General features: G+C 61.5%; 13 protein-coding genes. 6 read left to right on the top strand and 7 right to left on the bottom strand.

Annotated features, from left to right (window positions below; translation table 11 throughout):
• Positions 1-18: 18 nt before the first annotated feature.
• From FJ434_RS16805 to FJ434_RS16780, 6 genes are all read right to left on the bottom strand, one after another.
• Complete coding sequence (locus FJ434_RS16805) at positions 19-837, bottom strand: ABC transporter permease subunit (RefSeq protein ID WP_140748247.1); 819 nt, start codon at positions 835-837, stop codon at positions 19-21.
• A complete protein-coding gene (locus FJ434_RS16800) occupies positions 834-1,802 on the bottom strand; it encodes an ABC transporter permease subunit (RefSeq protein ID WP_140748243.1) in 969 nt (322 codons plus the stop codon). The genes FJ434_RS16805 and FJ434_RS16800 overlap by 4 nt, the downstream gene beginning before the upstream one ends.
• A gap of 8 nt (positions 1,803-1,810) precedes the next feature.
• Positions 1,811-2,947 (bottom strand): ABC transporter ATP-binding protein, encoded by a 1,137-nt coding sequence (locus FJ434_RS16795; protein ID WP_140748240.1) that lies wholly within the window; start codon positions 2,945-2,947, stop codon positions 1,811-1,813.
• 75 nt (positions 2,948-3,022) lie between these two features.
• Positions 3,023-4,120, bottom strand: a complete 1,098-nt coding sequence (locus tag FJ434_RS16790; RefSeq protein ID WP_140748237.1) for a polyamine ABC transporter substrate-binding protein — start codon at positions 4,118-4,120, stop codon at positions 3,023-3,025.
• Between the two features lie 328 nt (positions 4,121-4,448).
• A complete protein-coding gene (locus FJ434_RS16785; RefSeq protein WP_140748234.1) occupies positions 4,449-5,420 on the bottom strand; it encodes a DMT family transporter in 972 nt (323 codons plus the stop codon).
• Positions 5,421-5,556: 136 nt separating this feature from the next.
• Complete coding sequence (locus FJ434_RS16780) at positions 5,557-7,005, bottom strand: XRE family transcriptional regulator (RefSeq protein WP_140748231.1); 1,449 nt, start codon at positions 7,003-7,005, stop codon at positions 5,557-5,559.
• Between the two features lie 238 nt (positions 7,006-7,243).
• Here FJ434_RS16780 and aceA point away from each other — a divergent pair, with 238 nt between their 5' ends.
• The 3 genes from aceA (at position 7,244) to FJ434_RS16765 (ending at position 9,524) form a co-directional block, all read left to right on the top strand.
• Positions 7,244-8,533, top strand: coding sequence for an isocitrate lyase (gene aceA / locus FJ434_RS16775; protein ID WP_140504696.1), 1,290 nt, complete (start codon positions 7,244-7,246; stop codon positions 8,531-8,533).
• A gap of 64 nt (positions 8,534-8,597) precedes the next feature.
• A complete protein-coding gene (locus FJ434_RS16770; protein ID WP_006202762.1) occupies positions 8,598-8,840 on the top strand; it encodes a hypothetical protein in 243 nt (80 codons plus the stop codon).
• Positions 8,841-9,110: 270 nt separating this feature from the next.
• On the top strand, positions 9,111-9,524 hold the full coding sequence (locus tag FJ434_RS16765; protein WP_246678290.1) for a response regulator: 414 nt from the start codon (positions 9,111-9,113) through the stop codon (positions 9,522-9,524).
• Between the two features lie 72 nt (positions 9,525-9,596).
• On the opposite strand, the gene FJ434_RS16760 is transcribed toward FJ434_RS16765, so the two are convergent.
• Positions 9,597-10,313 carry an HAD family hydrolase gene (locus FJ434_RS16760; RefSeq protein WP_140748225.1) on the bottom strand — a complete coding sequence of 239 codons (717 nt, stop codon included), beginning with the start codon at positions 10,311-10,313 and terminating at the stop codon, positions 9,597-9,599.
• 147 nt (positions 10,314-10,460) lie between these two features.
• Here FJ434_RS16760 and FJ434_RS16755 point away from each other — a divergent pair, with 147 nt between their 5' ends.
• The 3 genes from FJ434_RS16755 to FJ434_RS16745 all read left to right on the top strand — a co-directional run bounded on the left by FJ434_RS16755 (position 10,461) and on the right by FJ434_RS16745 (position 14,547).
• On the top strand, positions 10,461-11,897 hold the full coding sequence (locus tag FJ434_RS16755) for a glutamine synthetase family protein (RefSeq protein WP_027144802.1): 1,437 nt from the start codon (positions 10,461-10,463) through the stop codon (positions 11,895-11,897).
• A gap of 94 nt (positions 11,898-11,991) precedes the next feature.
• Complete coding sequence (locus FJ434_RS16750) at positions 11,992-13,278, top strand: FAD-binding oxidoreductase (protein ID WP_140713418.1); 1,287 nt, start codon at positions 11,992-11,994, stop codon at positions 13,276-13,278.
• A 384-nt stretch (positions 13,279-13,662) separates the two neighbouring features.
• A complete protein-coding gene (locus tag FJ434_RS16745; RefSeq protein WP_140748222.1) occupies positions 13,663-14,547 on the top strand; it encodes an SH3 domain-containing protein in 885 nt (294 codons plus the stop codon).
• The last annotated feature ends 19 nt before the right edge of the window (positions 14,548-14,566 follow it).

Here is a 14,566-nt window from a genome sequence, read left to right as displayed (position 1 = left end):
GCGCCCGAAGCGCCGCTCCTAACCGCGTTGCGCGGCCCGCTCATCAAGCTGCCGCTGCACCTCGCGCCGCTTGTTGGCGACCGAAGCGATGATCACGCCAACCGTGACGATCGCGATCAGGAGGGTGCAGGCGGCATTGATCTCCGGCGTCACGCCGAGGCGGACCTGGCTGTAGATCTTCATCGGCAGCGTGGTGGCGCCAGGGCCCGAAGCAAAGCTGGCGATGACCAGGTCGTCCAGTGACAGCGTGAAGGCCAGCATCCAGCCGGACACGATCGCCGGCAGAATGACTGGCAGCGTGATCTGGAAGAAGGTCTTCACAGGCGGTGCGCCAAGATCCATGGCGGCTTCTTCCAGCGAGCGATCGAAGCTGACAAGCCGCGACTGCACGACGACCGCGACAAAGCACATTGTGAAGGTGATATGCGCGAGGATCACGGTCGTCATGCCGCGATCCATGCCGATGGCAACAAACAGCAGGAGCAGCGACAGGCCGGTAATGACATCAGGCATGACCAATGGTGCGAAGATCATGCCGGAGAACAGGACCCTGCCCCGGAAGCGTGTGTAGCGGGTCAGCGCCAGGGCCCCCATGGTGCCGAGAACCGTGGCCACCGTCGCTGAAATCAGACCGACGCGGATGGTCACCCACGCGGCGTCCATCAGGCCCTGATTGTGGAACAGCGATACGTACCATTTGGTGGAAAAGCCGCCCCAGACTGTGACGAGCTTGGACTCGTTGAAGGAGAAGACGATGAGCAGCACGATCGGCAGATAGAGAAAGGCAAAACCGAGCGTGATCGACGTGATGTTGAAGCGGCTCCAGGTGGTGTTCATTTGTCCTGCTCCTGCGCGCGGGCCTGGGCATGCTGGAACAAGACGATCGGTACGATCAGCAGCAACAGCAGGATGACGGCAACGGCCGACGACACCGGCCAGTCACGATTGGCGAAGAACTCGTTCCACAGTGTCTTGCCGATCATCAGCGTCTGCGAGCCGCCGAGCAGGTCGGGGATGACGAATTCGCCGACGGCCGGGATGAACACCAGCAGGCAGCCGGCAATGACGCCGGGCAGCGACAGCGGAAAGGTGATCTTCCAGAAGGCAGCGGTCGGCGGACAGCCGAGATCCTTGGCCGCCTCGATCAGGGAGTAGTCCATCTTTTCCAGCGACGAATAAAGCGGTAGCACCATGAACGGCAGGTAGGAATAGACGATGCCGATGAAGATGGCCGTGTAGGTGTTGAGGATCACCAGCGGCTGATTGATGACGTGCAGCGACAAGAGCAACTGGTTGAGCAGGCCCTCGGGCTTCAGAATACCGATCCAGGCATAGACGCGGATCAGGAACGACGTCCAGAACGGCAGGATGACCAGCATCAGCAATGTCGGGCGGATCGTGGCCGGAGCGCGCGCCATGCCATAGGCGATGGGATAGCCAACCAGCAAGGTCAGCCCCGTGGAGATGGCAGCGATGACGACGCTGGTGAGGTAGGCCTTGAAATAGAGTGCGTCCTGCGTCAGCCAGACATAATTGTCGAAGTTGAGGTCGCGAAAGCCGGCGAAGAAACCGGAAACGCCGTCCCTGAAATCGAGCACCGGCGTATAGGGCGGCATGGCGATAGCCGTCTGCGACAGCGAGATCTTGAAGACGATGACGAAGGGGACGAGAAAAAAGAACAGCAGCCAGAGATAGGGAACGATGATGACGAGCCGGCTGACGAAGCCGGCACCCAAACGCGTCAGGAACGGATTGGCGGCAGTCGATGGCGCAGCGGCATCGGCGACGGCGGTATTGGACATGCCCGCCCCTACCGTGCCAGCACGACGCCGGCGTCGGGCCGGAAGGACACCCAGGCACGGTCGTTCCAGGTCAGCGGATCCTCGGTCACACGAGCCGCGTTCAGGGCGCTTGCCCGCACGATCTGCCCGTCATCCAGCCTGACGTGATAGACGGTCATGTCGCCGAGATAGGCGATGTCGTAAACCTCGCCCTCCAGCGCGTTGACGGCATCGGCCGGCTTCTTCGACGAAACCCTGATCTTTTCCGGCCTGATGGCGAAGATGATATCGGCGCCTGTTGCGGCGGCGCCATTCTCGACGACGATCTGGGCTCCGGTCGCGCCGGTGATGCGTGTTGTCTTGTCGGTGCGCTCGGCAACCTTGCCCTCGAACATATTCACGTTGCCGACGAAATGAGCGACGAAGCGCGACATCGGAGCCTCGTAAACCTCCGCCGGTGTCGCAACCTGCATCACCTCGCCCTTGTCCATGATGGCGATGCGATCGGCCATCGTCATCGCCTCTTCCTGGTCATGGGTGACGACGACGAAGGTGAGACCAAGCTCCTGCTGCAGATCCATCAGTTCGAACTGGGTTTCCTCGCGCAGTTTCTTGTCGAGCGCGCCGAGCGGCTCGTCGAGCAGCAGCACCTTCGGTCGCTTGGCGACCGAGCGGGCAAGCGCGACGCGCTGGCGCTGGCCGCCGGAGAGCTGGTGCGGCTTGCGCTTGGCGAACTGCTCGAGCTTGACCAGCTTCAGCATGTCGGCGACGCGCTTTTCGATATCGGGCTTCGGCATGCCTTCCTGCTTGAGGCCGAAGGCGATGTTGTTCTCGACCGTCATATGCGGGAACAGGGCATAGGACTGGAACATCATGTTGACCGGCCGGCGATAGGGCGGAATGCCGCGCAGATCCTGACCATCGAGCAGGATGCGACCGGCTGTCGGTTCCTCGAAGCCGGCAAGCATCCTGAGCAGCGTCGACTTTCCGCAACCCGAGGCGCCGAGCAACGCGAAGAATTCACGCTCGAAAATGGTCAGCGACAGATTGTTGACGGCGGTGAAGTCACCGAACCTCTTGGTGACGCCGTCGAACTGAATATATGGCTTGGCCTTCTGGTCGTTCCATGGCGCGAAGTCCCTGCGGATGCTGCCAAGCGATTTCATATCCCCACTCCGTACTTTTTATTCCTCAAAAGAAATCGACCCCGGCAGTTGGCTGCCGGGGTCGCGTCGGATTGCCTACTGGCCGGTGACGATCTTGGTCCAGCTGCGCGTGATGATGCGCTGCGTCTTGGGATCGTAAGGCTGGACGGTATAGAGCTTCTGCAAGGTCGCGGCGTCCGGATAGACCGAGGGATCGTCGAGCAGCGCCTTGTCGACGAACTGCTGCGATGCCTTGTTGCCGTTGGCATAGAGGACATAGTTCGACGACTTGGCGATCACTTCCGGCGTCATCATGTAGTTGATGAATTCAAGCGCCTCGGCGACGTGCGGCGCGTCGGCGGGGATCGCCATCTGATCGAACCACATCTGGGCGCCTTCCTTCGGCACGGAATAGCCGATTTCCACGCCTTGCTTGGCCTCGACCGCGCGGTTGCGAGCCTGGAACACGTCACCCGACCAGCCCACCGCCAGGCAGATGTCGCCATTGGCAAGTGCGTTGATGTATTCGGACGAGTGGAACTTCCTGATATAGGGACGGATCTTGAGAAGAGCTTCCTCGGCCTTGGCAATGTCGTCAGGCGAGGTGCTGTTGGGGTCCAGACCGAGATATTTCAGCGCCGCCGGCAGGATGTCGGAGGGAGAATCCAGCACATAGACGCCGCAATCCTTCAATTTGGCCAGGCTGTCCGGATTGAAGAAAGCATCCCAGCTGTCGATCTTGTCGGTGCCGAGCGCTGCCTGCACTTTCTTGGTGTTGTAACCGATGCCGACCGTGCCCCACATGTAATTGACCGAGTATTCGTTACCGGGGTCGTATTTGGCGGTGCGCTCCGTAACCGTATCCCACATGTTGGCGAGGTTCGGCAGCTTCGACTTGTCGAGCTTCTGAAACACACCGGCCTGGATCTGGCGGGCCAGGAAATTGCCGCTCGGCACGACGACGTCATAGCCGCTGCCGCCGGCGAGCAGTTTGGTTTCGAGGATTTCGTTGGAATCGAACGTATCGTAAACGACCTTGATGCCGGTTTTCTTGGTGAAATCGTCGATGATCGAACTGTCGATGTAATCGGACCAGTTGAAGACGTTGACGACGCGGTCCGCGGCGTGACCGGCGGGCGTCAAAAGCGCCAGAAATACCGAGGTTGCCGAAAGCCAGAGCGCTTTGCGGATCATGCTATTCTCCTTTGGTGAGTGTTCCATTGCCGGCGCGTCGCGACGTGCTCGCGCGGCCGGGCATTTGCTTTAGACTGTTGAGCTTTCCAGAGGTCGACGGCCGCCGTTCAGCACGCCGCCGACGGCCGCCCCAATCGGTTGGGCGGGAAGGAATTGCAATGCCGTCAGAAGCTTTCGCCGCCGTGCGGTCAGAGATACTAGAATGTAGTCCGGTCTCGATCGAGCCGCCGGGGAGACTTGGCAAGATAGGCCTGTCTTGTTGTTGCCGTGTTCCCAGCCTGCCCGGGCGGCAGCGACATTGTCAATGGGCAAAGCTTCGGCGCCCGCATCAATTAGGCGAAGGCACTCCGGTGACCCCAGCCCGCTGCGGCCGCGCCTGGCGCTTGAATTCGAGCCCAATATGGACAAGCAGGGCCGTGACCACAACCGCGCCGCCGACGATGGTGCGCCCGGACGGCACCTCGGAATGGATGAGCCAGACCCATATCGGCCCCAGGATCGGCTCGAACGTGCCGAGCAGTGCCGCGATCGCCGCCGGGATCAGGCGCGCGCCGGTGGCGAAGAAAGCAAGGCCAAGGCCGAGATTGACCACGCCGAAGACGAAGAGAAAGCACATGTCACCGGCCGACATCATGAAGGTCGAGGCTTGCGAGGCAGCCAAGCCCGCCGCCAGGATCGTGCCGAGACAGGTCGCCGGCGTCATGCGCACGCTGGAGAAGCGCCGGGTGATGACGGTGGCGATCGAGAACATGAACGCGATCAGCAACGCAAGTCCATCGCCTATGGGCGAGACGGCACCATCCAGTGATTCCGACACCATGATGGCTACGCCGGCGATAACGGCGGCAATGGCCATCCAGGTCGCGACGGTTACTCTTTCGCGAAACAGTGCCCAGGCAAACAAGGCCGCCAGGAGCGGTACGCCGGCCTGCATCAAGAGGATGTTGGCGACGGTGGTATAGGCAAGCGCCACGACGAATGAGGTCGAGGCAATGGCGAAGCAGAATCCCACAGCAATGCCTGGCAAGCCCATGTCCCGGAATGACTTCACCATGCCGCGCCAGCCGTCACGCCAGACCATGAAGCAGAGCAGGAAGGCGGCGGCCCAAACGGAACGCCAGAAAATAACCGTCCAGCTGTCACCGGCGCTGATGAAGCGAGCGATGGTGCCGCCGAAACTCCACATCAGCGCTGACAGGAAGACCAGAAGCATGCCGACGCGTTCGTCGCGCGGCGAGACTGTCGAGGTAGCAAGGCCGGTCGATGCAACAAGGGTCGGAGATGATGCTGTGTCTGTCATGGGCGCGACTGTCGAGCTTTTGTGGACGGGACGATGCGCAAGGGACGACAAAAAACTACTCTGTTCACGTAACGCAAAGACTTAAGCCGCGGGTGATCCAGAGACCGGCGACGATTGTGGCACCTTTGCCGCAGCGTTACTGAAAATCGAACGCGCTCAGGCCGGTCACCATCTCGTCGAGGCCGAGGGGTCGCGTCACCGGCGGCTCGGCGCGCGCCAGGCAGCCGACGCGCTCGCAAAGCCGGCAGGCCGGGCCGACAGGCGTCGCCGCGATGATGCCTGCCCCCACCTTCGCGCCGACTGCCGCGCCAGGCAGCACCGCGCCATAGACGAGGTCGTCGCGAAAGCCGATGTCGCAGCCGAGTAGCAGTGCCGTGCGGCGCGGGCGTTCGGAGAATGCGCCTTGCGGCCCCTCCAGCGTGCGGGCGATGCACAGGAACTCGGCGCCATCAGGCATTTCCACCGCCTCGACGAAGACCTGACCGGGCTGGGTGAAGGCGACATGCACGGGAAGCTTCGGACAGCCGCCGCCAAAGCGGCTTTGCGGAAAGCCCTGGCTGCCGGCCTTGCGAAAGCGGTTTCCTGCATTGTCGACCTCGAGCATGAAGAAGGGCACGCCAGAAACACCTGGCCGCTGCAGCATGGTCAGCCGGTTTGCCGCCTGCTCGAAAGAGACGCCAAAGCGCGAGCGCAGGACTTCGATGTCGTAGCGTGAGCGAACGGCCGCCGCGTGAAAAGGCTGATAGGGCATCATCAGCGCGTGGGCGGCATAGCGGCCGAGTTCGAAGCGGGCAAGGCGGCGCGCCTCGTCCGTGGCCAGCCTCAGCGCCTGGATCTCGCCGGCGATCGCGACGGTCATGCGGATCAGGCAGGCCTCCATCGCGACTTCACGCAACTGGTCGAATGGTGACAGGCGCTCGGACAGGAACAGGCGCTGCGAGTGGCGGTCGTAGCGGCGGCGCCAGTTCGGCATGGTGGCGACCGGCAGAACCTTGACCACAATGCCATATTCGCGCTTCAGCCATGCCTTCAATGCGCCAAAGAGGTCGTCGCCGGGATCAAGCACCGACGTGAACGCCTCGGCCTCTTCCTCGAGCGAGGAAAAATGGTTCCGCCGCCGCTCGAAAATCTCGCGCACCTCGTCGATCGGCAGGCGGGCGCCGGAGAGCGCTGTCGTCCGACCCTCGCGCGCCAGAAGCTCGTTGATGTCGGACAGCCGCTCGGCCTGCTCGCGATAGGCGCGGAACAGTTTTATCACCCCGGCGGAGGCATTGGGTGCCGCCTCGGCAAGCTCGATCAGTTCCTGATCTCCCGGCAGTTCGCCAACCAGCAGCGGATCGGTGAACACCTCCTTCAGGGCAGCGACCGATCCCCTTGCCTCGCCCTGAAGGTCGTGCGGATCGACCTTGTAGACGGAGGCCAGCTTCAGGATCAGCTGCACAGTCAGCGGCCGCTGGTTGCGCTCGATCAGGTTGAGATAGGACGGCGAGATGCCGAGCCCCTCGGCCATTGCCGTCTGGGTCAGGCCCTTGGCGTTGCGGATGCGGCGAATGCGCGGCCCGGCGAAAATCTTCTGATCAGCCATCGACTATCCTTGACAGGAATTTACACGACATCAGCCGCGATCCCCAGCCTGCTTGTCTTTACAAGATTGACAAATTTACAGTGCCTGCCTGTCAAACACAACACAGATTTTCCCTTATGTCTGGCGAGGTTTCCTGATTTTTGTGGCTCATTTTGCGTCGCAATGTAAATTCAGTCACATAGAAGTGCCCCCGACAACTGGCGCGCGGACGTCGTGCAGAAACCCTTCGGAGCGACCAATGACTGATTTTTACAACCTCGTCCCGTCGGCGCCTGAAGGCCGCTTCAACGGCATTGAACGTCCCTATTCGCCGGAGGATGTGAAGCGGCTGCGAGGTTCGGTGCAGATCAGGCAGAGCCTTGCCGAAATGGGTGCCAACCGGCTGTGGAAGCTCATCCACGAGGAGGACTTCGTCAACGCATTGGGCGCCATGTCCGGCAACCAGGCGATGCAGCAGGTGCGCGCCGGGCTGAAGGCGATCTATCTGTCGGGCTGGCAGGTTGCCGCCGACGCGAACACCGCCTCGGCGATGTATCCGGACCAGTCGCTCTATCCGGCCAATGCGGCGCCCGAACTGGTCAAGCGCATCAACCGCACGCTGCAGCGCGCCGACCAGATCGAGACCTCCGAAGGCAACGGGCTTTCGGTCGAGACCTGGTTCGCGCCGATCGTCGCCGACGCGGAAGCCGGCTTCGGCGGCCCGCTCAACGCCTTCGAGATCATGAAGGCGTTCATCGAGGCGGGTGCCGCCGGCGTCCACTATGAGGACCAGCTGGCGTCGGAGAAGAAGTGCGGCCATCTCGGCGGCAAGGTGCTAATCCCGACCGCGGCGCATATCCGCAACCTCAACGCCGCGCGACTCGCGGCCGACGTGATGGCCACGCCCACCCTGGTCGTGGCGCGCACCGACGCGGAAGCGGCAAAGCTGCTCACCTCCGATATCGATGAGCGCGACCAGCCCTTTGTCGACTATGATGCCGGCCGTACGGTGGAAGGCTTCTACCAGGTCAGGAACGGCATCGAGCCTTGTATCGCACGGGCCGTTGCCTATGCGCCCCACGCCGACCTGATCTGGTGCGAGACCTCGAAGCCCGACCTGGCGCAGGCCAAGAAATTCGCGGAGGGGGTGCGCAGGCACCATCCAGGCAAGCTGCTCGCCTATAATTGCTCGCCGTCGTTCAACTGGAAGAAGAACCTCGATGACGCGACGATCGCCAAGTTCCAGCGGGAACTGGGCGCCATGGGTTACAAGTTCCAGTTCATTACGCTGGCCGGCTTCCACCAGCTCAACTACGGCATGTTCGAACTCGCCCGCGGCTACAAGGCGCGGCAGATGTCGGCCTATTCCGAGTTGCAGGAAGCGGAATTCGCGGCGGAGGCCAATGGCTATACCGCGACCAAGCACCAGCGTGAGGTCGGCACCGGCTATTTCGATGCCGTCTCGATGGCGATCACCGGGGGCCGGTCATCGACCACCGCCATGCATGAGTCGACCGAGCACGCGCAGTTCAAGCCGGCGGCGGAGTGAGTTCGCCAAAAAAGACGACCAACAGAGGAAACGCCCGAGAGGGCAAGGACATAGGAGACGACCAATGGCATCGATAAGCCGCGTCAAGGAACGGGCAGAAGAGCAATCGACCACGATGAGCGTCGACCAGCAGGCGACGATCCGCATGCTGGCCAACGATCTGCACAGGCTCAACCAGTCGGTGATGAAGGCGGTGGAGGCGGGCGTCTCGGTGGAGCTCGTGCGCTCCGCAAGGCATCATGGCGGTGACGGCAATTGGGGTGACCTTTTGATCCCGGTCATCGTCACGCAACAGAGCCATGGCTGATCCGAAATCGTCTAGCCGGCCTTTCACCTGCGCAATGAATGCGCAGGTGAATTTTATTTTTACGCAACCAAGCCATGGACAGAGCAGTACAGTACTGTTGCTTTGAATCCACTGTTGTGGAGGACGCCTCCAGGTTCTTTTATTTCAACTTGACAAGGGTGCGATCTCACGCCAATTGTCGCCCAGATTTCAACTCTGCATTGAAATGGGGGCGAACTTCTTGGCCGACTTGGGTGCCCAGTGAACCGCGAGAGCGAGACCGCAAAACATGTGAATCTGGGGACCCGGGATTCAAGCACCAACACGATCCGCGATCTCTCGCGGGTGCTTGTTGTCGGGAAATCGCCGATCAACCGGGTCGTCGTATCGAAGATCGTCGAACGGTCCGGGCTCAGACCAATCTCGGAACCGCCTGATATCGCAGTGAAAACCTTGCGGACGCTGGTGCCGGGAGCGATCGTCCTCGATGGTGGCCCCGACAACAAGGACTGCGACAATCTGATGCCCGGCATCGAAATTTTGCGCCGGACTTCGGGCAAATCGCTTCCTCCCGTGATCCTGCTTTCAACCAAGAATGGCACGCCGGAGAGCCTTGGCCTGGCGAAAGTCGTCGACGTGGTGGTGGCAAAGCCGATCACGCCCGAACGGCTGCAACCGGTGATCGATCGCCTGATCAACCGCTGAGACAATTCCGGGACAGTGGTGGCGCGGTTTTCCGCCCGGATTTATTCAAAAAGCAAATAATCGCAGTCGCGATCAGCTTGGCTTCGCGATGCTTTCTATCAGTTCCGGCAATTGACCGAGATCCGATATCTGGCGGAAACGCGGCTCTGCGACTGGCGCCTCGACATGTTCGAGCACCCAGGTCAGTTCGTGCGGGACATGGACACCCCAGCCGCCGGCCTCGATGGCGGGCACCACGTCCGACTTCAGCGAATTGCCGACCATCATGCTCCTCGCCGGGCCGTCGCCATGGCGGTTGAAGAGGCGCGCATAGGTCGCGGCCGTCTTGTCGCTGACGATCTCGACGGCATCGAACAGATCGCCCAGCCCGGAGCCGGCCAGCTTGCGCTCCTGATCGAACAAATCGCCCTTGGTGATCAGCACCAGGCGGAAGGTGCCGGCGAGTTTCTCGACCGTCTCGCGCGCATAGGGCAAGGGCTCGATCGGATGGCCCAGCATCTCGCGACCGGCGTCGAGAATCTCCGATATGATCGAGGCCGGCACGCGCCCGTCGGTGACCTCGATCGCCGTTTCGATCATCGAGAGCGTAAATCCCTTAATGCCGAAACCATAGATCGCAAGGTTGCGCCTCTCGGCCTCCAGCAGTCGCGCCGAGATCTGCTTCTCCTCGCCATGATCGGCCAGCATGGCGGCAAAGCGCTTCTCCGTCATGCGGAAGAATTGTTCGTTTTGCCAAAGCGTGTCGTCGGCATCGAAGCCGATCGTGGTCAGTTCGCTGCTGGTTCGCATCACCGGCTTCTCGAATGCGGGAAGACACCAAACCTAAGCCGAGCGGCGGGCGGTTTTCAACCTGCAACGGAAAATGCCGGCGGTGGCTCCCTTCCCTTCCATCGCGCGGCACGGCTATACTCCGAAATCCGCAACTCAATCTGGTGAATGATGCCGCCTGCAAAAAAGGAAGTCCGTCCGTCGAGCCGCGGAGGACGGGCGCGCACGCCTGCCTTTGTGAAAAACCTGCGTGGTGTGAAGAACTGGAAGGAAGTCAGCGATTGGCTGGAATGGCGCGGCATCGAGGATATCGAATGCATCACACCCGATCAGGCTGGCGTGGCGCGCGGCAAGATGATGCCGTCGAAGAAATTCACCTCCAACACTTCGCTGGCGCTGCCTTCGGCCGTCTTCATGACGACGATTTCCGGTGGCTATCCAGAGGACGGCAACGGCTTCCACTACCCTGAAGACGACGGCGACCTCAAGCTAATGCCGGATTTGTCGACATTGACCGTGGTGCCTTGGGAAGAAGACCCGACGGCCGCCGTGATCTGCGACCTCGTCCACCAGGACGGCCGCTCGGTCGAGTTCACGCCGCGCAATGTGCTGAAGCGCGTCCTTGCAGCCTATGACAGGCTTGGGCTGAAGCCGGTCGTGGCGCCCGAGATCGAGTTCTACCTCGTGCGCAAGAATCCGGACCCGGACTATCCGTTGACCCCGCCCGTCGGCCGCTCGGGCCGCGCGATCGGCGGCGGCGCCGGCTATTCTATCGCCGGCGTCAACGAGTTCGACGAACTGATCGACGACATCTACCATTTCTCCGAAAGCCAGGGGCTGGAGATCGACACGCTCATCCACGAAGAGGGCGCCGGCCAGCTCGAGATCAATCTGCGCCATGGCGACCCGATCGAACTTGCCGACCAGGTGTTCATGTTCAAGCGCACCATCCGTGAGGCGGCACTCAAGCACGAGATCTACGCGACCTTCATGGCCAAGCCGATCCAGGGCCAACCGGGCTCCGCCATGCACATCCACCAGTCGATCGTCGACAAGAAGACGGGCAGGAACATCTTTTCGGCCGAGGATGGTTCCGAAACCGAGGATTTCTTCCATTTCATCGGCGGCATGCAGAAGCACGTGCCGAACGCGTTGGTGATGTTCGCGCCCTACGTCAACTCCTACCGGCGGCTGACGCAGGCGGCGTCGGCTCCCGTCAACAACAAATGGGGCTACGACAACCGCACCACGGCGTTCCGGGTGCCGCGCTCCGACCCCGCGGCGCGGCGCGTCGAGAACCGCATTCCGTCCTCCGACGCCAATCCCTACCTGGCGCTGGCAGCCTCGCTCGCCTGCGGGCTGATCGGCATCACCAGGAAGATCAAGGCCGAGCCGCCCGTGCTGACAACCGCCAACGCGGACGAGATAGACCTGCCGCGCAGCCTGCTCGAAGCCGTGGACCTGTTCGAAGGCGACGAGGAACTCTGCGCGTTGCTGGGCAAGTCCTTCGCCGCCACCTATGCCGCGATCAAGCGCGCGGAATTCGAGACGTTCATGGAAGTGATCAGTCCGTGGGAGCGGGAATATCTGCTGCTCAACGTCTGAAGAGGCGAATAGCGAATAGAAACAATATCGGGCTTTTTCCTATTCGCTACTTCTCTTCTATTCCTTCCAAACTCCCTCGAGTCTTCGCCACATCATGCCTTATCAATCCCCAATCTCCCCTGGCCGATCCTGGTATGAGGACACGGCTGGGCAACGGCCTGAATATCCGGCGCTCGACGGCGACCGGATCTGCGATGTCGTCATCATCGGCGGCGGGTTTACTGGCCTGTCTGCAGCGGTTTATCTGGCCAAGGCTGGAGCCGACGTGGTGCTGATCGAGGCGCATCGCTTCGGCGATGGCGCTTCGGGACGCAATGGCGGCCAGCTTGGCACCGGCCAGCGCGCCTGGGCCGAGGATCTGGAGGCCGAATATGGCCTTTCCCGCGCCAAGGCGCTGTTCGACCTTGCCGAAGAGGCCAAAGCCCACCTGCTTGACTTCGCGGCCATCCACCAGATCGATATCGACTACATGCCGGGCCAGCTTTCGGTTGCGCACAAGCCGCGCTATGTCGACGACTACAAGGCCCATGCCGAGATCATGGCCGGCCGTTTCTCCTACCCGCATATCTCCTTCATGGATGCGAAGGAGACGGCGGAGCGGCTGGGCTCGAGCGCCTATTTCGGCGGCACGCGCGACACCGGCACCGGCCATATCCATCCGATGAAGCTGGTGATCGGCACCGCGCGGGTGGCGGCACAAGCCGGCGCGCACCTGTTCGAAGGAACGCCATCGACCGGCATCATATCCGCGGGGGGCAAGGTCAGGGTTTCCACGCCGAGAGGGACGATCTCGGCGCAGAAATGCCTGATCGCGGTCAATGCCTATGGCGGAACGCTCGAGCCGGTGAGTGCCGCGCACATCATGCCGATCGGATCCTTCATCGGCGCGACAATGCCGCTGGGGTCGGAATCGAAAGTGTTGCCGGGGGGCGAATCGGTCGATGATTCCCGTTTCGTCGTGCGCTATTTCCGCAAATCCAGGGATGGCCGGCTGTTGTTCGGCGGACGCGAGATCTATGGTGTCAACGATCCGAAGGATATCCACATCCATATTCGCCGGCAGATCGCGGAACTCTATCCGGCGCTGAGCGATGTCGAGATCACCCACGGCTGGGGCGGTTATGTTGGGATCACGGTGCCAAGAAAGCCGTTCGTGCGTGAAGTGATGCCGAATGTGATCTCGGCCGGCGGCTATTCGGGTCACGGCGTCATGCTGTCCAACTTCTTCGGCAAACTCTATGCCGAAACCGTCACCGGCAACCGCGACCGGCTGAAGCTGATCGAGGAATTGAAAATTCCGCCATTTCCTGGCGGCCGCAGGTTTCGGGCGCCGCTGCTTTTCCTCGCGCTCAACTGGTTTGCGCTGCGGGACAGGATCTAATGCGTCGTGCAAAAGTGATCTGCCTGGGAAGAACGACGCGCATAAAAACAAGATCTAAAAGCGCGTTGTATAAGTCCGTCTCCACGCGACGTGCTTTAGGCAGGATTGGATGGCCTTTATCCCATGCGATCACGATCTCATGTAATATTGTAATATCCATGTAACATTTGTTGCCCGGGCGACACATTGCGGAATTGCCGGCGAAGGCGCAGAATCCTTGATAATGGCGTACTGATGCCACAATCGCGGGCGAAAGGTCCGCGTCTGGGCGATTGTTCCGGGATTGTTGCGGGCCTGCCCGCGTTTTGGGACCGATGCTGATCGAACGCATGATTTGCGATATCTGATCGAAAGAACACCGGCCCGCTTATGGAGGTGGCGAGAGTGAGAGAGCCCTTCAGTTTCGGTGCTCCGGAACGTCGGCGCTTTGCCATGCAGTTCGGCTATGACATGCGCCCGTCATTCTGGCAGGGAGTCCGTTCGAACTCGCACCTGGTCATTGCCGCGGTCGGTACCGCCGCTCTGCTTGGCGTTGCCGCGGTGGCACTCTGGCTGGCATTGCCGACCAGCGAGAGGCAAGCGGTCGCCAGCCCCGAGCAGAGCATTCCGAGCATTCCGGTGAAGACGACGAAAGTTTCCCCTTCGGGAACTACGGTGACAGCGGCTGCCGTGACACCGCGGGTAGAGCGCAAGTCCAGCCAGGTCCCACCGACCATGGTAGCGGCGGCGGGCAACATACAAGCGCTTGCGGCAAACGATCCTCGCTGGACCGGGGCACAGCAGAAGGCTGCTGCCGCGGCAGCAGATCCCGATCAAACGGCTGCCCCCAGCCAGGTAGCCAAGCAGCCTGAGCCGACGCCTGCCAAAACAGCGGCAGCATTCGCCCAATCGTCTACTGATACCGATGCCACCGACGAGCTTGCCAAAGTTGCCGCGCCGAGCCCACCTGCGAACAGCAGCAATCCCGATGGCGCGCAGACCGCCGCGATTCCGGAGACGCAGCCGCAAGTGGCGGACCAAAAACCCGCAAATGCACAAGACGAGGACAACGCAGCCAAAGCGAAGCCGCGCAAGGTGGCGGCAGCGGGCAGCGGCCGCATTCTCAGGACTGTGACCATGCGCAGTGCCCCAAAGAAGGGCGCAACCCCCATCGGCTCGGTTCCTGCCCGGACTTCAGTGCAACTGATAGGCTGCAAGAAGTGGTGCGAGATCGTCTACAACGGCAAGCACGGCTGGGTGTACAAGAGCTACGTCAAGCCCGGCGCGTAATATCCGAACATCGCCGCAT

It is taken from the genome of Mesorhizobium sp. B2-5-13, assembly GCF_006440535.1.
GTDB classification, from domain to species: domain Bacteria; phylum Pseudomonadota; class Alphaproteobacteria; order Rhizobiales; family Rhizobiaceae; genus Mesorhizobium; species Mesorhizobium salmacidum.
This window is presented reverse-complemented; position numbering and strand designations above follow the sequence as displayed.